This is a genomic window from Dyadobacter luticola (assembly GCF_005860805.1).
GTDB lineage: Bacteria > Bacteroidota > Bacteroidia > Cytophagales > Spirosomataceae > Dyadobacter > Dyadobacter luticola.
In genome coordinates, this window is sequence record NZ_VCEJ01000002.1 from 619,819 (window position 1) to 638,668 (window position 18,850).

At 48.0% G+C, this 18,850-nt stretch carries 16 protein-coding genes; 3 read left to right on the forward strand and 13 right to left on the reverse strand.

Annotated elements, in window-relative coordinates:
* Positions 1-27: 27 nt before the first annotated feature.
* The 12 genes from FEN17_RS02575 to FEN17_RS02630 all read right to left on the reverse strand — a co-directional run bounded on the left by FEN17_RS02575 (position 28) and on the right by FEN17_RS02630 (position 15,425).
* Positions 28-357, reverse strand: coding sequence for a hypothetical protein (locus FEN17_RS02575; protein ID WP_138363736.1), 330 nt, complete (start codon positions 355-357; stop codon positions 28-30).
* Positions 354-773, reverse strand: a complete 420-nt coding sequence (locus tag FEN17_RS02580) for a HEPN domain-containing protein (protein ID WP_138363737.1) — start codon at positions 771-773, stop codon at positions 354-356. Before FEN17_RS02580 ends, FEN17_RS02575 begins: the two co-directional genes overlap by 4 nt.
* Positions 774-839: 66 nt before the next feature.
* Positions 840-3,047 carry an outer membrane protein assembly factor BamB family protein gene (locus FEN17_RS02585; protein ID WP_310589745.1) on the reverse strand — a complete coding sequence of 736 codons (2,208 nt, stop codon included), beginning with the start codon at positions 3,045-3,047 and terminating at the stop codon, positions 840-842.
* On the reverse strand, positions 3,044-3,985 hold the full coding sequence (locus tag FEN17_RS02590; protein ID WP_138363738.1) for a DUF4380 domain-containing protein: 942 nt from the start codon (positions 3,983-3,985) through the stop codon (positions 3,044-3,046). Before FEN17_RS02590 ends, FEN17_RS02585 begins: the two co-directional genes overlap by 4 nt.
* 214 nt (positions 3,986-4,199) lie before the next feature.
* On the reverse strand, positions 4,200-5,765 hold the full coding sequence (locus FEN17_RS02595; RefSeq protein ID WP_138363739.1) for a RagB/SusD family nutrient uptake outer membrane protein: 1,566 nt from the start codon (positions 5,763-5,765) through the stop codon (positions 4,200-4,202).
* A 42-nt stretch (positions 5,766-5,807) separates the two neighbouring features.
* Positions 5,808-9,308: a SusC/RagA family TonB-linked outer membrane protein gene (locus FEN17_RS02600; protein WP_138363740.1), complete on the reverse strand. Its 3,501-nt coding sequence runs from the start codon at positions 9,306-9,308 to the stop codon at positions 5,808-5,810.
* Between the two features lie 3 nt (positions 9,309-9,311).
* The gene (locus FEN17_RS02605) at positions 9,312-10,304 is read right to left on the reverse strand and encodes a FecR family protein (protein WP_229208663.1); all 993 of its coding nucleotides are present in this window, start codon (positions 10,302-10,304) and stop codon (positions 9,312-9,314) included.
* A 69-nt stretch (positions 10,305-10,373) separates the two neighbouring features.
* Positions 10,374-11,015, reverse strand: coding sequence for an RNA polymerase sigma-70 factor (locus tag FEN17_RS02610; RefSeq protein WP_138363742.1), 642 nt, complete (start codon positions 11,013-11,015; stop codon positions 10,374-10,376).
* A 166-nt stretch (positions 11,016-11,181) separates the two neighbouring features.
* Positions 11,182-11,682 carry a methylated-DNA--[protein]-cysteine S-methyltransferase gene (locus FEN17_RS02615; RefSeq protein ID WP_138363743.1) on the reverse strand — a complete coding sequence of 167 codons (501 nt, stop codon included), beginning with the start codon at positions 11,680-11,682 and terminating at the stop codon, positions 11,182-11,184.
* Positions 11,683-11,750: 68 nt separating this feature from the next.
* The gene (locus FEN17_RS02620; RefSeq protein WP_171037821.1) at positions 11,751-12,404 is read right to left on the reverse strand and encodes a class I SAM-dependent methyltransferase; all 654 of its coding nucleotides are present in this window, start codon (positions 12,402-12,404) and stop codon (positions 11,751-11,753) included.
* A gap of 67 nt (positions 12,405-12,471) precedes the next feature.
* Positions 12,472-15,093 carry an ABC transporter permease gene (locus tag FEN17_RS02625; RefSeq protein ID WP_138363745.1) on the reverse strand — a complete coding sequence of 874 codons (2,622 nt, stop codon included), beginning with the start codon at positions 15,091-15,093 and terminating at the stop codon, positions 12,472-12,474.
* Positions 15,090-15,425: a PadR family transcriptional regulator gene (locus tag FEN17_RS02630; RefSeq protein WP_138363746.1), complete on the reverse strand. Its 336-nt coding sequence runs from the start codon at positions 15,423-15,425 to the stop codon at positions 15,090-15,092. Before FEN17_RS02630 ends, FEN17_RS02625 begins: the two co-directional genes overlap by 4 nt.
* A gap of 166 nt (positions 15,426-15,591) precedes the next feature.
* Here FEN17_RS02630 and FEN17_RS02635 point away from each other — a divergent pair, with 166 nt between their 5' ends.
* From FEN17_RS02635 to FEN17_RS02645, 3 genes are all read left to right on the forward strand, one after another.
* A complete protein-coding gene (locus FEN17_RS02635; RefSeq protein WP_205748094.1) occupies positions 15,592-15,993 on the forward strand; it encodes a hypothetical protein in 402 nt (133 codons plus the stop codon).
* A gap of 1 nt (position 15,994) precedes the next feature.
* Complete coding sequence (locus FEN17_RS02640) at positions 15,995-17,299, forward strand: hypothetical protein (RefSeq protein ID WP_138363748.1); 1,305 nt, start codon at positions 15,995-15,997, stop codon at positions 17,297-17,299.
* Positions 17,300-17,365: 66 nt separating this feature from the next.
* Positions 17,366-18,193: an SGNH/GDSL hydrolase family protein gene (locus FEN17_RS02645; protein ID WP_138363749.1), complete on the forward strand. Its 828-nt coding sequence runs from the start codon at positions 17,366-17,368 to the stop codon at positions 18,191-18,193.
* Here FEN17_RS02645 and FEN17_RS02650 read toward each other — a convergent pair.
* Positions 18,186-18,731, reverse strand: a complete 546-nt coding sequence (locus FEN17_RS02650; protein ID WP_229208664.1) for a DUF4468 domain-containing protein — start codon at positions 18,729-18,731, stop codon at positions 18,186-18,188. The two genes, FEN17_RS02645 and FEN17_RS02650, sit on opposite strands and share 8 nt — an antisense overlap.
* Between the last annotated feature and the right edge of the window lie 119 nt (positions 18,732-18,850).

Genomic DNA, 18,850 nt, shown 5'->3' on the forward strand with positions numbered 1-18,850 from the left:
AACATATCGTAAGTGGAATTTGCAACTTTAATGTGTTCCGATCAGAACCTGTGGGGGCTGATCAGCAGTAGAAGAGGTCATGATACCTGCTCGCCACTCGAAAAGTGGTTCTTCCAGTTTTGTGAAATTATCGTCTGTAATAAAGACCAGATTTTTGCCTTCAAATTCACGGATAAATTCTGCAAACAATGCTCCTGCGTCAGCTCTGAATTCACGATCAGATTTGAGTAGCTCGGTTGGATAAATATTTGCCAAAAAAACATCACTGGTTTCGCCGTAGCCTAATTTAATAGTCGCCTGGCTGAATTTTGCCGAAAGTCCTGTTAAACTGGATAGTAAATGTGTGATCGGATTCATATACTCAATTTATAAATATTTTCCAGACAGTTAACAATTTCGAAAGCAGATTCTTGCGCCCGCCTGCTTGTTACTTCATCAATGAGGTCCGGAGTATAATCGGCAACTTCTCTTATTTGTTTCAAATCCGATAGGGCAGTGTTTATATCAACGGAAAGCGCAATGTTATCCCTGTAAAGTTTGCCGACTAGCTCTGACATCAGGGAATTGATCAAAAGTAAATGCGTACTCGCAGAATTGTTCTTCAAACTTTGGTCAATAACCCTCTTTGATTTCAGCTTGTAAAGCAGCTCTTTAATATACTGCAAACATCCATAATAAGAGCAATGAACGCTGCTATTCCATTTTGCGTGGTCGATCAGTATTTGCGCAGACTCGAAATTTTCCTTGTATTTAACTAGTAATGTTGTAGCCATTTAAGTGTGTGAGAAGGTTTGCTATATCCGGCAAACCTAAAAAAAGCCGGCCTTCAAAGCAAACTGTCACGGCAGCCCAAATGCCATGATAAACCCGGAAGGATTCTCCTTCGTCCCGCCGACCGAAAGTGCCACGAACTGCTTGCCGCCACTCATATAGGTGCAAGCCGTAGCATTGGCGACGCCCGGCAATGCTGTTTTCCAAAGCAGCTTACCCGTTTTTTTGTCAAAGGCCCGGAGTTGTTTATCATTGGTCCCGCTGATGAAAACAAGGCCGCCGGCTGTGACGATCGGGCCGGCAGAACCTTCCTGACCTGTTTCAGGGCCGTCTTTAAGTTGACGTTTTTCATCATTACCCAGCGGGATCTGCCACTCGTATTCGCCGGTCGATAGATTTACGGCGCTTAATGATCCCCACGGCGGGCGCAATGCCGGGTTTCCATCGGGGTCGCGGAAGTGGCCGTAGGCCGTCAGGTTCAGGTATTTGTCTGCGCCTTTTTTCGTTTTACCTGTTTCAAATTTCGTTACCGCATCGCTGCTCTGCTGTTCACGCTCATATAAAAACGCGATGATCGCCTTTTCTTTTCCTTTTACAACGCTGGCAAATGCAGGCATTTTTCCGCCGCCTTTTTTGATTTTATCCAAAGCCGCCTCACGCGTCATCCGGTTGCGCAAGCCAACCAGCGAAGGGTATGTAGGCTCATCGCCATTTTTATCTTTCCCGTGACAAGCCACGCAATAAGTCATGTAGAGCGATTTTCCTTGCTGAAAAACCGACATATTCTTTGATTCCTCTTCCGGATCCACCTTTTTCATTGATTCGATCTCAGGAGAATCATTTGATTTAACAAACAAAACACTGGAAGTCGGATCAATCGCCGCGCCGCCCCACTCAGCGCCGCCGCGTGAACCAGGCAACATCAATGTTCCCTTCAAGTCCGGCGGTGTGAAAAGTCCCTCATACCGCATCGAGCGAAACTTCTTCACGATCGTATCATGCCCTGCATCGGTATAATGTGTGAGGTCTGTCTCGGTCATAATTTGTCTGGCAAAAGGCTTAGGCTTCGATGGAAAAGGCTGCGTAGGCCAGGATTCTTCGCCAGGGATGGTCGACTTTGGTACTGCCCGCTCCTCGATCGGAAAAAGCGGCTCGCCCGTTTCCCGGTTAAAGACAAAAATGAAACCGTGCTTGCTCACCTGTGCCACTGCATCCACCTTCTTATGGTCTTTTTCAACCGTCACCAGATTAGGCGGACAGGGGAGGTCGTAATCCCACAGATCATGATGCACAGTCTGAAAATGCCAGATATGTTTGCCCGTCGCCGCATCCAGGGCTACCACGCTGTTTCCATACAAATTCTGTCCTTTCCGGTCAGTACCATAATAGTCGTAAGTCGGAGAGCCCGTCGCCAGGAAAACCATTCCGCGTTTCAAATCCACGCTCATACCACCCCAATCATTCGCGCCGCCCGCATATTTATACGCCTCTTTCGGCCAGGTTTCGTAGCCCGCCTCGCCTGGGAGAGGGATCGTGTGAAATGTCCAGACCAGCTTGCCTGTCTTACAGTTGTAAGCCCGGATATAACCCGGCTGCGCGCCGTAAAGCTCTGACACCTCCGCGCCCATGATCAGCAGATCTTTATAAACAATCCCCGGAGAAGTTGGGATCACCGAAATCGCCGCCGGGTCGTCCCTTAACCCCACATTCATGCTCACTTTTCCGTCTTTTCCGAAAGTTGGGATCGGTTTTCCGGTTTTAATGTCGAGCGCAAAAAGGTTATCCCCACCCGTCACCAGGATCCGCTTATTTTTAGCATTCGCCTTTTCCCCTTCTTCCCAATAAGTCACCCCACGACTCACGCCGCCGCCTTCCGCACCGAAAAACGGATCAAATTCCCATATTTTCTCTCCGGTCGTAGCATTCACCGCATATACCCAATGTTTGGCGGAAGTGGCGTACATCACGCCGTCGACAATGATCGGGTTACATTCGCTGCTGCCCGGGCGGCCGCCATCTTTCATATCCTTCAATGCAAATGTCCAGACTGGTTTCAGCTGGGTAACATTGCCCGTATTGATCTGGTCGAGCGGGGAGTAGCTGGTGCTGTACGGGTCGGCTTTGTAGACGCTCCACGTACGGTCATCGTCTTTTGCAGACTGATAAGCCACAAAAAAAACGAAAGAAAAACTGGCGATCAGGAGGCCGGAAAGCGAATTGAAAATGCGGAAGTTGAATTTTTTCATGCCGGTGATAAAAGGCAGCAAAGGCTTCATTTTACTAATGTTCTAACATAGTCGACCAGCGGTTTTCCGCCGGCTTGGACCGGTATATTTGCAGGTAATTTTCGCAAAAACCAGCGCGTGACCCACACAGAAGAAGCATTCGGCGCAAGTTCTGAATAAGGCCCCTGATGCTCAATTTCCACATATCCGGGATTGGTGTCGCTTACTTCGCTGGCAAAAAGCTCGACTTCGCCTTCTTTCGGGGCAGTTTGTTCGAGGGATATATCCGGAAATTTTTTGACCAGAATTACATCACCGTTTACCTGCGCCAGCCATCCTTCGGAGCCGTCGGCATAAATCTGCCGGTCGCCTTTCAGAGGCAACTTGTCTTTTTGATATGAATAATAAAAAATCCCGTCTTGAATCTCGGTAGACGACATTAAGCCGCCCCGCGCGGAATCTTTTCCTACCGGAAAAAACGCAAGGCCATTCGTTTTCACCCGGGTAACCTCCCAGGGCGCGACTTTCTGAGGTTTACGGGAGTGATTGGTAATAATAAATTTCAAAACAAAAGACCCGCTTTTCGCATCCGCCGAAATTTCCTTGGTAACAACCAATCCCGTCTTAGAATCTTTCTGACTGATCATTTTAACAACATCACCTACCATAGAAGCAGTGTAAGGCTTATTGTCAATCTCAGCCGAAGGCGGCCAATTCCAGTCACTTTGCGGACTAAACCAAAAAGTCGATCCCCAGTTGAAATTGTTAATGGTGCTGTCAGTCAAAAAATCCTCTCCACTTAAAATCAAATTCGAGATTCTGCCCCCTTTTGAAGGGTCAATGCGCATCACCTGGTCCCCAAGGCTTATTTCGAATTTTCCCTCTTTTTGGATTGGGAAAGTTGTTTTTGACTTCTGGGCAAGGAGGTCTTGCCTGGAAGTTAAAAGCAACATTAAGGTGGTTAAATGTATTAGCGTTATGCGGCTCACTTGGACTGTTGTTTTGCTCAACTTTGCTATGATAATTTAAATAATATATGTAATGCGCTTTCGTGTCATGCTGAGCGGAGTCGAAGCACGTTACTGGCTGGGAACATTGCAAAAAGGGCGTTGTGCCTAGCCAGTAGCGTGCTTCGACTCCGCTCAGGGTGACAAGGGTTGGTAAGCTCAGGCTGACAAAAAGACTAAACTTCAACCCTTTTTCTCAATTCCAATCCCCGGCCACATCCGCCGCAATCGCCGGATTGGAATTCCTTTCCGCAATCGGGATGGGCAGGAGCACATGCTTATCCAAAAACGGCTGCTGGCCTGGTCCGGCGGGGTGTTCTGCATTCAATGTTTCTTTTGCTATACCCCAGCGGTTGAGGTCGAACCAGCGGACTTGTTCGCCGGCAAGCTCAATGCGGCGCTCGCGGCGTACGGCTTCGCGGGCGGCTGTTTGGGTTAATGTTGTCGGGTAGTTTTTGGCCATTACGTCCGGGCGGTTACGCACCTGGTTGATGTAGCCGATAGCCGTGGGGATGTTAGGTGAAGCTTTTTCAATATTCGCTTCGGCGAGCATCAGGAGTACGTCGGCGTAGCGCATCACGTGTGTGTTGATGCCGCTCATCGGTGCTTCGGTGTACTTTTGAAATTCATATGGCTCGTATTTTCGGTAGCGGTTGCTGTAAAAATCGTAGGGATATTTGATCGGGCCGGCGGCGCAGAAATCACAATATTGGGTGTCGCCGCCGTTGCTGGTCGCTCCATAGAAAGTGTATTTCGCTCTCGGATCAATGTACCCTGCTGCGCCTGTCGCAGGATCATTGTATTTGTGGGCCGCTACCAATGCATTCGAAATTGTCACGTTTTCCCAGTCATTGAAACCATATTCCTGCGCCCGGCCGGTGTGGAATGTTTTTCCATCCTCACCTTCCTGGCCGCCAAACATATAGTACTGTGTGTTCGACGTAGTGTAAGTATGGTTTACTGCAAAAATCACCTCGGGCGTGTTGATGTTGTCCTCGCCAAACAAATGATCATATTTCGGGTCCAGCGCATACGTGTAAGGCGCGGCGGTAAGCTTCACAAGCTGCTCGGCTGCCTGGTCGTATTTTTTCTGGAAAAGATAGGTTTTCCCCAAAAATCCCACCGCTGCACCTTTCGTCGCGCGGCCGAGCTGGTCGGCAGGGTAGGCGACGGGCAGGTCGGGGATCGCGAGGGAAAATTCGCTTTCAACCACTTTCCAAACCTCTTCCACAGAAGCACGCGGCGCCGAGTTGGTTTTGGAATCGTCGTAAGTCATTTTCAGCGGCACACGGCCCCAGTTCGTCACCAAATTAAAATACGCAAAACCCCGCAGCCAATGTGCCTCGGCAATGTACTGCGCCTTCAAAGCAACCTCCGAATCATCCCCGGGTTGCCAGGTTTCCATCACTTTTAATGCCAGGTTTGCCCGGAAAATCATGCGGTAAAGTGACGCCCAAAGACCTACGATATCCTCATTATTATTGGTAAAACTGTAATCTGTCAGCTGCAACTCGGTACCCACCAGCGCACTGGAACGCTCGGCTTCATTGGCAAGCAGGTCAAAGATGAAATACCACTCCCGCGACATCATCCCCATGTGGCTAAACACCGCATAAGTCGCCAAAATGGATTCGTTGAACTGTGTCTGGGTTTTGAAATACGTTTCGTCGGTATAAGTATTCTCGTTTTTCACGTCGAGGAGCTTGTCGCTGCAGCCCGACAGAAAAAGGATGGAGAGTGCCAGTATTTTTAAATTTTTCATTGTTGTTTTGATTTTTTACAACATTCCATTTTTTTCAAAAACTCAAAATCCTGCCTGCAGACCGAACATAATTGTCCGCGGCTGCGGTACCTGGCCGGTATCGATGCCCCTGCCGAAAATGAAGTTACCGCTGCCCGTCACCTCAGGATCGTAACCCGAATATTTGGTGAATGTCATCAGGTTTTGCGCGGTAACGTACACTCGCAGGCTCGAAAGAATACTGCCCGTGAAGGGTTTGATCTTCGTCCCAGGCACCGTGTAGCCGAGCGTCAGGTTTCTGATCCGGGCATAAGCACCGTTTTCGACATACCAGGAAGAGTTGCGCAGGTTGGCAGCCGTACCGTAGTTTTGCCCGGCGCGGGCAATGTCGGTAACGTCACCCGGATTTTGCCAGCGGTCTAGCACGGTGGTTTTGGTGTTAAAAGGCAGCGCGATACCTTCAAGATAATATTTGGTACCATTGATAATGTCCACGCCAGCCAGTCCCTGCAAGGTAGCCATCAGGTCGAAATTCTTGTAATTCAGGTTGATATCAACGCCGTAGGTAAATTTCGGGATCGGGCTGCCGAGAAAAGTCTGGTCGGCATCGGTTACCTGGCCGTCACCATTAACGTCCTTGAAAATCCGGTCGCCGGGGAGCAAGCCTGCCTGGTAAACCGCATCCGCATTGCCCGAAGCAGATCTTGCCAAAGCATTGTATTTCTCCACATCCGCATTGTCGATTGCCACGTGGTCATACACATAACCGTAAAAAGCGCCGATCGGCTGACCCACCTCCGTACGCGACATTGCTGGCACCGAATAGAATGCGCCATCAATGATAGGCACCGCATTTTGCGTACCCAGCGACCTTACCTGGTTTTTATTAAAAGAACCATTCAGGTTAATGCTGTAAGTCAGTCCTTTATCGGTATTTCCATTATAACCCACAGTCAATTCAAATCCGCGGTTGAATGCAGAGGCAGCATTGATGAGCTGACTGCTCGAAGCGCCCGCCACGCCGCCGTAACCCGTCGACAAAGGCAGCGGTACCTGCACAAGCAAATCCTTGTTCAGCCGGTTGTAGTAACCTGCGCTCAATGTCAGTTTTTTCTTGAAAAACGACGCGTCGAGGCCGAAATCCAATGTGGATGTTTCCTCCCATTTCAAATTTGGCGTAGAAGGGACCGCTACTGTTGCACCATTATTCAAGGTTTCGCCGGGGCCGAGCGGGTATACCACACTGTTGCCACTTCCGGTCCAAACCGTTGATTGATAGGAGAAACCATTAATGTTGGAGTTACCCGTCTTACCCCAGCTCGCGCGCAGTTTCAAGTCCGAAATAAAATCCACCGATTTCATGAATTCCTCATCCGAAACCCGCCAGCCTAGACCTGCCGAGGGAAAATAACCCACCCGGTTATCCTTGCTGAAAAGCGAAGTAGCATCGCGGCGGCCAGTCAATGTCAGGATGTATTTTTCTTTGAAATTATAATTGACCCTGGCAAAATAAGAGATGAACCTGGCATTGGAATTAGCCAATCCCGAACTGAAATTCACGGTTTTCGCTACACCGATTTGGTGAATTTCCTCATTGGCAAAATTGCTGCCGACCAGATTGACCGAGCGCGACAAGTAGCCGTCTCGGTACGAATTTCCGGCCGTTATGGTAATTCCGTGGTTTTTGAATTGTTTGTTATAGGTAAAATAATTTTCAAGAATGTAGCTCAGGTTGAAGCCGTAACCTTCGGAAATCTGGCTTTGCGTCACGAGCTGGTTCCCGGCGTAGGTCGGGTTATAGGAATAGTTCTGGTTAAAATTGTAAGTGCCGCCAAACTGCGTCCGGAATTTCAAACCGTCCAGAATTTCCAGCTCGCCGTACAGTTGCAGGTAGTTGTTCAGGTTGCGGTTTTTAGTATCATATAAACTGGGCACGATGAGCGGGTTCTGCGAGTCGTTCCCATCTTTTGCGCTGGTCGCAATGCCGTAGCCGCCGAGCGGGTTAGTCGGGTCAAGTACCGAAATGTAAGGTGGCATCCGCAGGCCATTCAGAATGTTGGCCACATTCCCATCCGTAACCTGGTAGCGAATGTTGAGCTGCTGCCCGAGCTTGATGCGTTTTCCTACAAATTCTTCCAGGTTAAAACGAAAGTTGGCGCGGGTGAAGCTCATATCCACCACCTGGCTTTGCTGTTTGGTATAACCCGTTGAAAAACTGTAAGTAACATGCTCGGTACCGCCGCCAATGTTGATGTGGTGCTCGCTGATCTTGCCGGTGCGGAACATTTCCTTCTGCCAATCCGTCTGCGTAATGTTGGCTTCCGGCGTCGCCAGTCTCGGTGGCAGCGGCTGACCGTAGTTGGTGTACCATTCTTTTACCAGATCGGTATACTGCTGCGCATTGAGCATATCAAACTGTTTCCATGGCCTCGAAAAGCCCACATATCCATTATAAGTGATTTTTGGTTTGCCTGTTTTGGGTAATCTTGTAGTGACTACCACGACACCATTTGCGCCCTGGGCGCCATAAATAGCCACCGAAGAAGCGTCTTTCAAAACACTGATCGATTCAATGTCATAAGGACTGAGCGAGTTGAACATCGTCGCGTCGCTCTGAATTCCGTCGATTACATAAAGCGGTGCCGAGTTGGTGAAGGAGCCGGTGCCTCGAACCACAATCTGCGCGCCGGAACCTGGTACGCCACTGTTGTTGATCACCTGCACGCCAGCGACTTTTCCCTGCAATAACTGCGAAGTATTGCTCACGCCCACGTCGCCAAAACTTTTGCGTGAAACCACGCCGACAGCGCCGACAAGGTCTTTCCGGGACTGTTCGCCGTAACCTACCACCACAAATTCTTCCAGCGCATTCACATTCTCAGCCAATGTTATATCGATCGTCGAACGGTTGCCGACGGGAATTTCCTGGCTGGTAAAACCGACGAAGCTGAATATCAAAACTGCATTCGCGTGATCGACCGAAACGGTATAATTACCCGCATTATCACTGATCACCCCGCGATTGGTACCCCGTACCACAATGCTCACACCAGGCAGCCCGTCGCCTTTTGAATCCAGGACGCGGCCTTTGACAGGAATTTCAACTACCTGGCGCTGAGGCGAAAAACGTACTTCTGCCGGAATTGTCGGCGCGGGCAGCATGGCCTCTTCGCTGCCGGGCGTAGCGGGCTTTTCTTCTTCGTAAGCCGTTTTTCTCACCGGTTTTTTAACGATCAGATACGTATCGCGACCAGATTTTTTAAATTCCAGCTGGTTGGGATTGAGCAAGCCTTCGAGCCGCTTTTCCAGTTTGCCGGTGTTCGATTCGGGCGCGGCAGGGATGGTAATGCCTTGAACAGTAGCTTCTTCAAATACAATGTTGACCTGGTATTTCCGACCGAGTTCCAGCAGGACATCGCGTAATTTTTGCGCTTCGGGCACATTTCTCGGCGCAGGCTGCGGGCGGGCAGTTTGCACGAAGGCCATGTTCTGCGCCATTCCGGCGAGCGCCGCCAGCGACATGCAGAGACTCAGCCCCGATCTCAGAAGTAATTTTTTAGACATAAATCAAGGAATTTTGGGGGTAGACAATTCTATGTAATCCTCTTTCTGGGTAATCTCGATTTGCATCAGCTCGGACAAAATCTGTAATAAATCGTCCGCCTGGGTCGCTTTGTAAGTGCCGGCAATGCGGCGGTTCGCGAGCAACGTATCCGGTATACGCACATTGACATTGAACTGCTCATGAATTTGCAGCGCCACTTGTGAGAGCAGGGTATTGTCAAAGTAAAAAGTCTGGTCTTTCCAGGCGGTGTAGGGGCGGGGATCGGCTTCTTTGGTGAGGTTAAATGCGCCGGTTTTGTCAGAAACAAAGAGATTTCCCGGTTTCATGTACAACTGTTTTCCTTCCGGCAACTTCAATTTAACCTTGCCATTTTTAAGAAAAACCCTTTTTCCACGCGCCCTCGAAAACGCAACAAACTCGGTTCCGAGCACTTCGATCTCATAATTCTCACCGATATGCACGATAAAACGATCGTTATGCGGAGTGTGTGTTACTTTAAATTCCGCTTCGCCGTCCAGAAACACTTCCCGACTGCCGCTGCCAAAACCAAACCTCGGTACCAGCAAGGTTGAGTTGGAATTGAGCACCACCCGGGTACCCTCCGAAAGCTGATAGGAAGCCGTTTTGCCGATCACGGATTCAAGTGAACGATACAGGATTTGTTTTTTAAACACAAAACAGGAGGCGATCAAAAAACAGGCTGCGGCGGCCCATTTCCACTTACTCAGGTTTAAAAAGGGTATCAAAATGGCATTGTGTTCCACATTGTCAGCTTCCGGCTGGGCGGTTGAGGACGTTACTCCGGCAAGATTTGCCTGGAAATGCTGCAAGGCGCTTTCTGCATCCGGCTCGAACTGAGGATGTGCGGTTTCCCACTCGTCGAGATACTTATAGTATGTGTCCTGATTATTTTCGTCGGCCAGCCATTCCTCCACGAGCTTTCGCTGCATCGAGGTGGTTTTGCCGTCGAAAAAATCAAATAGTAACTGTTTCATGATCGGTTCCTTCATGGTATGGACAGGAAATAGCGCGGCCGCTGCAGACGGCCTGGCAGTGTCTGGTTTTTAATATAAAAAAAGAAGTAAAAGCAGCGTCCAATGCGAGGAAAGCTCTTTTCGCAGGCGGATCAAGGCCCGGCTCACCAGTGCTTCGACGGCTTTCGAACTGATTTTCAGTTCCTCCGCGATCTCGTGGTATTTCTTGCCTTCGACGCGTTTGAGGATGTAGGCGCGGCGGCATTGCGGCGGCAGCTCGCGGATAATGTGCTCGATTTTCTGATGCAGCTCGGTGAACTGTAATGCTTCATCTGGATTCAAACTATCCGAACATTTGGTCTGATCTTCCGGAGAATGCGAAAATTTCATTTGGAATTTCAGATAATTATACGCCCGGTGTCTGACCGATTTGTACAAATAAGCGCGGTAGGAGGTGGTCACGTGCAGGAAAGTCTGGTTTTGCCAAAACACCGTAAAGATTTCAGAAACAATGTCCTCCGCCACCTCTTTGGAATGTACAAAACGTACGGCGTGGTTACAGAGGTTGACATAATACCGCCTGAAAAGCAGCTCGCAGCCTTTTTCGGGGTTGGTGCCAAATTCTTTCCGCAGTAGAAATTCGTCGTCGGTGACGAGGGTATCGTCCAACAATTTTTCCTGAGCCGGAACAGGCAGATCTTCGTGGGGATTGCGGTAGGAAAATGTACTCATTTGAATGGTGTTCACAGTGCTCGCCTCGTATTACACCACCCAGACAAAAAATTACCACTTTTCCCTATACTGCAAATAATAAAAAAGTGAAAATACTTTCAAACGGAATATAATAACATGAGAAAAGATAATCGCCAAATTTCCTGATACCTACTAAATGCAGCTTTTAATCCCATAAAGAAAGCTGGGCAGGCGGTTTTTCGAGATTAAGCAAAATGCTTTTGTGGGCAAGTCCGCCACCAAAACCAACCAGCTTTCCATTCGCGCCGATGATCCTGTGACAGGGGCCGATGATCGGGATTGGATTCTTGTTCGCTGCGCCGCCGACAGCCCGCACCGCATCCGGAATGCCGATTTCCTTTGCAATCTGTCCGTAGGTTTTTGTTTCTCCAAAAGGTATCTCCATCATCGCGAGCCACACTTTTTTCTGAAAATCGGTGCCTTCAAAATCGAGTACCAGATCAAATTCCTTTCGGCTTCCTGCAAAATATTCATTCAGCTGCTTCTCGGTTTCCAGCAGGATCGGATGGTTTTCATCCAAAACAAAATCCTCCGTTACGCCGGCCAGCAAATCCGCCCGGTCCCAATGCACGGCTTTGAGCGCGGTATCGCTTGCGATCAGTGTCAGCTTTCCGACAGGGGACGCTATAGTCTTGAAGTATCTCATGTTTCTCTGTCTTTAACCCAAGGCTTAAATCTTGGGTTCCTGAGACTTGTGTTCCTGCGGCCCAGATCTTATGACCTCGGTTTATGTTCCATCCACTCGAAAACCCTGGCCAGAATAAACCCACCATAATGTCTGCTCTCAAACGCAATTTTAAAACTGGCAGCCATAAAAAGTCCTTCCATATCCGGCAGCTGCTTGGCCTCGACATTGCCGATGATCCTGAAAAAACGGTACATGAGTTGCAGCAGTGGTTTTTGCCAGATGCGGTTGAGATTTGTTTGAATGTTGAAATCGACAAAAAGCCACTTGCCGCCGGGTTTCAACAATTTCTTTAACAAGTTGAAACTCAATGCTGCATTGTCGGGGCTAAAATTGTCAAAAAGGAAAGGCGTGAAAATAATGTCAAACTGGTGGATGGTTCTGAAATCCTCGACGGGTATTTCCAGGAATGTTACCTCATTTTGTTTCCAGTTGCGCTGCCGGGCCAGGGCAATCATTTTTGTAGAGTTATCAAGGTAAGTGATGACCAATCCGGCGGGATGGATTTTTACGATTTCTTCCAGGATCCAACCCGTGCCGCCGCCCACGATCAACACATTGGCCGGTGTGGTGATATATGGCAAAAGCGATTGCTGCGAGCGCACAATCGCTTTTTGAAAAACCAGACGACTGATCAGGTCATAGCTGCCGGCAATCGAGTCGTAATTATTTTTTTTAGCCAAAATAAAAAACCGGTCAAAAGGAATTCAGGCAATATACATATTTATAATCCGCCTGACCGGTCCGGTATCATTCACTTTTCAAAACCTTCGCAGGATTGTTTCTTGCGGCCTTCACCGTCTGCGAGCCGATCATCAAAAACGCCAGCAGCATGACCGTAAAGGCACCACCCAGCATTTCGACTACACTGATGGGCTGGTGGTAGGCGAACCGGGTCAAAACCACTTTGTCAAAAAACAGGTAAGTCGCAGGCAGGGCGATCAGTGCGGAGATGACAAGCAAGACGAGGAAGCTTTTGCATAATAAATAAATCAGTCCTTCCTCGCTGGCGCCCAATACTTTACGAATGCTGATCTCCTTCAATTTTGTTTCAGTTGTGAAAACCACCATGCCGAATAAGCCCAGTGACGCAATGCAGATCGCGAGGAATGCGATGAACCCGATGATCTTGATCATAACCGAAAACTGGCTGTACGCTTCCTCGATCTGATCGTCGTAAAATTTGGCATCCATCTCATGCACTTTATCCACTTTCTGCCAGGCCGATTTAATGCCCTCCATCGTTGCTGCCAGGTTGTTGGTTTCCACTTTCACATTGAGATAACCGCCCGGCACATCCGTCGCGTAGCGGAATACCACCGGCTCGATCTTGTTTTCCAGGGTCCCATAGTGAAAGTCTTTGACCACACCCACGATCACCAAATCCCGCGCCGCTATCTTCACAACCTCTCCGATCGCTTTCTGCGGATCACCGTTTGCAATGTGAAAATGTTTTAAAGTCTGTTGGTTCACAATGATTTCACTCTCTTTACCCTCCTCCGGTCTGAGCTTGAAATTGCTTCCCGCAAGAAATTTGTGGTTGTGCATCGGGAGATAATGTTCATCCACCCGGTTTTGCCAGATCGAGGCGGAATCCATTTTGTAGCGGAAGCTTTCGCCGTACATACTGCCCAGGCTGGTCACCATCATCGACTGGGACACCTTTTTGACAGTCGGTATCTGCGTAATTTCCCTGGAAAGCAGGTCGGCTTTATTGCCTTTTAGCTTAATGTTGATGATGTTATCGGTTTTGAAACCAAGATCGAAAGATAGTAAGCCTTTATACTGATTATACCCGACTAGCGTCGCCGCGATGAAAATGAGGGACAATGTAAATTGGGTGACGATCAGAGCCTTGCGGAATCCGATCCGGCGGAAGATTTTGAAATTGGACGCGTCTTTCATGACGGTCAGCGCATTGATTTTTGAAAAAAACACAGCGGGTAGCAAGCCGGCAGCGAGTCCGGTAGCGACGGCCAGCAGCAGAAAGTAGAAGATGGTTTCGAAGCGAAGATCAAGCGCTACCAGATCAGGCATGTGCTTGTCGAGCATCATAAATTGATTTCTTAAAACCAGAAACAACCCAAAGGAAAATAGCAGCGCCAACAAAGCTATGATGACCGATTCTGCCATAAACTGACCCAGGACGTGGCTTTTTTGTGCACCAATGATCTTTCGGATGCCAACTTCCCGGGACCTTCGCATAGACCGCGCGACAGAAAGATTGGTGTAATTGAAACAGGCCGATAAGATAACTACCAGTGCCAGGCCGCCCAGTACCCAAATCATGGACGGCGCTATGGCCGGGCCAATGTTGTTGGAAAGCTTTCCGCCCAGCACAATGTCTTTAAGCGGTTGTAGCGAAATGAAGATGGTACGGGCGGTGAGCGCCTTGTTTTCCTCCTTGCTGAGCCGGTCGAGGGCAGGCTGGATGGATTCAGGATCTGTTTTTTTCGGAAATGTTACATAAACGTAATTGGACCAGATACTCGCCCAGTTGTGCAGGTCGGCGTCGATTTTTCTTGCGTCGGCAGTGGAGAACGAAACCAGCGCCTCGAAGGTCAGGTGCGAAAGTTTGGGCACATCCTGCACAATCCCGCTGACAACATAATTCGTGGTGTCGATCAGGATACTTTTGCCGATCGGGTCTGTGTCGCCAAAAAGCTTTTTGGAGGTTTTTTCTGTCAAAACCAGATGATACGGATCTTTCAGTGCCGTATTTCGGTCGCCTTTGAGCAGCGGGAAAGAGAAAACTTTGAGGAAGGAATTGTCTGCGTACAACGCTGAAATGGGGAATGTACCCTTGTTTACCTTGGCATCGCCCCAAAGTCCCTGTCTGATCACCGTCACGTCCTCAATCGCGGGCACCGCTTCCTTGATCCTGTCGCCAATTTTGACGGAGGTGGATGCGAGCTTCATTTCATTCGCATTGCCTTTTTCAGTGGTAGTCGTGATGACGCGGTAAAGCCGATCTTTTTTCTCCTGAAAGCCGTCGTACGATTTCAGGTCAGTCAGGATCGCGATCACCAACAAACCCACAGACATGCTGACTGCCAGGCCGATAATGTTGATTAAAGAAAATAATTTATTGCGGACGAGGCTTCGCCGGGATGTTTTGAGATAGCTGCCGATCATGATCCAGTGAATGAAAAAGTGGAAGATTTCTATTTTTCTGATGGTATAAGGTCTGAGGAATTTGAGGACGTCGATGACATAGATCAGCCTCGCCCGTCGCACGCCTTTGCGCTGCACATTGCGGTCGAAAAATTCGTTGAGATCACCTTCGAGGTCTTCGAGCAGACGCGGGCGGCAGTACCATCGCAGGAAACTGGTAGCCCATTTTGGCGGCGCGGCTTGTTGCTGTTTCTTCATATCGAACCTTCGAGATTAAAGCCGGGAATGTTGCGCCAGATGTTCTCACGCATTTCCTTGGCCTTCATTAAAGCGACTTTCCCCGTGTGGCTCACTTCATAAAAGCGTTTTCTCTTACCGCCGCGTGTACTGGTGGCTTCACCAAGCCTACTTTTTGCCAAACCCTTGTCTTCTAATCGGTTAAGTACCGAATGTACTACGCCCAACTTGGCGGCGCGACCCGTATATTTTTCCAGCTCATCACAAATCGCAACGCTGTAAGCCTCGCTCGCCAGTGCCGCAATCGTCAGCAAAACAAGCTCTTCAAATTCACCTAAATTGGCCCCCTTCATGAAGTTATAACGAATGTCAAATGTTAATTCACCAAATGTATGTAAAATGAAATGGTTTATTTTGGTTTTGTATGTAAAATAATTTTTTGGCCAGGTTTTGAACAGACAGATGTGATACGAACTGAGAATTCCTCTCGCCAAATTGCGCTATATTGCGACCATACTTTTGTTCGCTTTAAAATACATTGCATTGAAATTGGCTTTCGTCCCCCTCGCGGTGATTTTGTGGCTTTGCTGGATTACAGCCGCCAATTACAGAAAACTTTCACTCGCCAAATCCGATGTCGAACTCGATAAAATCGACCAGATGCTGGCCGGAATAAAAGACAAGCTGCCGATGGATGCCAAGATAGGTTTCAGGACCAACATCGATCCGGGCAGGAGAGGGGTACTTTATTTTAAATCAACATTGATACTTGCACCAAGAATCCTGGAAAACAATGACCGGGACACCATTCTGTTGATCGAGGATCCTCATTTACAGCCAGTTTTGGATAAAAATTACGAATGTCTGGAACGTGGCGGCAACCAGGAGCTGAATTATTGTTTGATGCGCAGACGAAACTGATATGCTGTTTTTTGCTATGCTTGCCTGCGTGCTGGTTTTGTTTGCGGGAACCAGTTTGTCACTGACCAAAACTTGCGGATTATCCGGCCCGCTGCGGTTTCCTGTGGCTTTTGCACTGGTTTTGGTGATACTCAGTTACGGTTATTATCTTGGTTTGTTGTTTCAAATTCAGATAGGAATTCTGCTGCTGAGCCTTGGCCTGCCGCCCATCTTGTACCTGGCTTTTGAAAAGTATAAAAGCAGGCAGCTAAATCTGAGTTTTCCAAAAAAGATTGGTAGTAAGAACCTGGCTGTACTCCTGGCGATACTGGTTCTGACGATCCGTTTTAACAAATATGTGTATCGCTGGGGCGACTGGGACGCCTGGGCGATCTGGAACCTGCACGCCAAATTTCTTTTTTACCCCGAACATTGGCGAAATATTTTTACGGCCAGCCTGGCTGAAACCCATCCCGATTACCCCCTGATGCTTCCCTCGCTGATCGCACTCTTCTGGCGCGGATTGGGATTTGTGACGCCGCTGGTCCCGGTTGCAATCGCACATTTGGTTTTGCTGGCCATACCAGTGACGGTATACCTGGCCCTGAAACGCGCAATGCATTCATTTGCAGCACTTTTAAGCCTCTTGATTTTCTGCGTTGATACCACATTCATTCACATTGGAGGCTCCCAATATGCGGATACACTCGTAGCATTTTTTGTGCTGATGACTTTTGTGCTTTACCAGGAAACGAAGGTTAGCAGTAATCGCAGACTTGTATTTGTTTTGGGAATTGTAGCCGGAAGCACGAGCTGGATTAAGAATGAGGGAATGTTATTTTTCCTGGTTTTCTCTTTTTCATTTTTGTGTTTTCATTTCAAAAAGCCAGCCGTCATTTTCAGGTACATCCTGGGGGCACTGATCCCTTTTATAATTGTCATTCATTTTAAACTAAAACTCGCGCCAGCCAATGATCTGATTCACGGCGGCAGGGAAAAGGATTTGCTGAGCTTGATAAGCGATCCAAATCGCTACTGGCTTATCATCAAGCATTTTACTATGACTGGGATAACCGATTACTGGATCATGCTGTTGCTGGTGATGATTGTTTTGATCAACAAAATGCCGGTTATAAGAACATTGCCTTTTATGGCGATCAGCCTGGTTCTGGTAGGATACATCCTTGTATATCTCACAACCCCGCACGATCTCGACTGGCATCTCGGCGCTTCGGTCGACCGGCTTTTTCACCACATTTACCCGGCGGCGGTTTATTTGTTTTTGTTAAAATTCAGTGAAAACCGCGAAATCCGGCTTTGGTCGTGAGGCGCGTTTAAGGAGTTTACCACGCGTTTTGACTTATAGTGCAGGATTATTATTTAGTTAGTCAACATGAAAAAGCTCCTGCTACCGATTTTACTTTTGCTTATCAGTACCGCATTCCTCCCTCGCCAGATCACCTGGGTCGCCATCGGCGATTCTATTACTTATCTGAATGATCACAAAGACGAAACCGGTAACCGGGTCACGAAAGGTTATCTGACGTTAATCAAGGAGAAATATCCTGATGTTGAGTACATTAACCAGGGGCACAATGGGTGGACTTCGGTAAATATTGCGGAGAAAATAGAGGCGCTGAATCTGGTCAAAGCGGATGTGTATACTGTTTTTCTAGGTACAAATGATTGGTGGCAAGGTAAATCGCTGGGTACTATCTCGGATTACCAGAATGCAACTGGGACCGGAACTGTTTTTGGGTCTTTTAAAGTGATTACCAACAAATTAAAAACGCTGAACCCCGATGCGCAGGTGATCCTGATTACACCTATGCAGCGGGGTGATTTTGTTTATATCAACAATTCAAAAAACAATGCATACGGCTCTTACAAGCCTAAAAAAGAGCAAACGCTGGAACAGTTTGCGAATGCAATTGTAGAGATTGGCAAGCTGGAAAATTATCAGGTGATGGATTTGTACCACGAAAGCGGCATTACGCCTGATAATATGGTGAATTTCAAAAGATTAAAGGACCCGAAAACGGGTGAATATAAAAACTACACGTATCCTGAATACGTCAACATTCCCTTTGATCCTGAAAAAGACGAATATCCATATCCCGCCGAAGCGAGTAACATGACTTACGACGGCCTTCACCCTTCGGACAAAGGCTACGAAATTATTGCCAATATGTTGATTGACAAATTGAAAGGTCTTAAATAAGCGACCGTTTGAGGCTGCCTAGAAGATTATAAAGCGCCGTATTGATGCCTTCATTTTCGGCCTTCATCACCTTTAATTCCTGTTCAAGTTCAGCGCGTTTTTTCTTGTTGTTTTCTGCCTTGACAATCACTTCTTTAGCAGTAATGTTGTCATTTTCTTTTGAAGTGAGCCGCTCAGGGCTGTGCAATGTTGAAATGCCATCCAGGTTGGTGATTTTGGCGAAATACTGATTGTCAGCGGACTCGACAGTCAGGTCAAAGCGCACATAACCATATTGTGAATGAATCAGCGGCACATAGCTCGTCACCCGCAGAACCCCCTTCACAGAATCCTCAAAAGAGACGGCATTTTCATAGTTCCCAAATGTCTTCGAAACCCACTCCTGGACTTTCTTATACAACTCATTTTTAGACAATTCCGGCTTCCCGGAGTCGGAATAATAAATGTTCTTTTCCTGATCAAGCGGAAGTAAGCCATCCTGCGCGAATGTCTGGGCAGCTGAAAAAAGAAGCAGAGCTATAAAAATGAAATGTTTCAAACCGGATGTAAAATGGTTAAGTCGACAAATATAGGAGAAAAGGTGTGTTATGTCGGATGCGACCAATCTCCTATCTACGCATTTTAATCCGTAGCAAAAAAGCCCTACCTTTGCGGCAT

Coding starts and splice junctions, on each gene's coding strand:
- FEN17_RS02640 (WP_138363748.1), top strand. CDS start 15,995: ATGCTGTTTTTTGCTATGCTTGCCTGCGTGCTGGTTTTGTTTGCGGGA.
- FEN17_RS02605 (WP_229208663.1), bottom strand. CDS start 10,304: ATGAAACAGTTACTATTTGATTTTTTCGACGGCAAAACCACCTCGATG.
- FEN17_RS02575 (WP_138363736.1), bottom strand. CDS start 357: ATGAATCCGATCACACATTTACTATCCAGTTTAACAGGACTTTCGGCA.
- FEN17_RS02580 (WP_138363737.1), bottom strand. CDS start 773: ATGGCTACAACATTACTAGTTAAATACAAGGAAAATTTCGAGTCTGCG.
- FEN17_RS02585 (WP_310589745.1), bottom strand. CDS start 3,047: ATGAAGCCTTTGCTGCCTTTTATCACCGGCATGAAAAAATTCAACTTC.
- FEN17_RS02610 (WP_138363742.1), bottom strand. CDS start 11,015: ATGAGTACATTTTCCTACCGCAATCCCCACGAAGATCTGCCTGTTCCG.
- FEN17_RS02615 (WP_138363743.1), bottom strand. CDS start 11,682: ATGAGATACTTCAAGACTATAGCGTCCCCTGTCGGAAAGCTGACACTG.
- FEN17_RS02645 (WP_138363749.1), top strand. CDS start 17,366: ATGAAAAAGCTCCTGCTACCGATTTTACTTTTGCTTATCAGTACCGCA.
- FEN17_RS02630 (WP_138363746.1), bottom strand. CDS start 15,425: ATGAAGGGGGCCAATTTAGGTGAATTTGAAGAGCTTGTTTTGCTGACG.
- FEN17_RS02625 (WP_138363745.1), bottom strand. CDS start 15,093: ATGAAGAAACAGCAACAAGCCGCGCCGCCAAAATGGGCTACCAGTTTC.
- FEN17_RS02600 (WP_138363740.1), bottom strand. CDS start 9,308: ATGTCTAAAAAATTACTTCTGAGATCGGGGCTGAGTCTCTGCATGTCG.
- FEN17_RS02595 (WP_138363739.1), bottom strand. CDS start 5,765: ATGAAAAATTTAAAAATACTGGCACTCTCCATCCTTTTTCTGTCGGGC.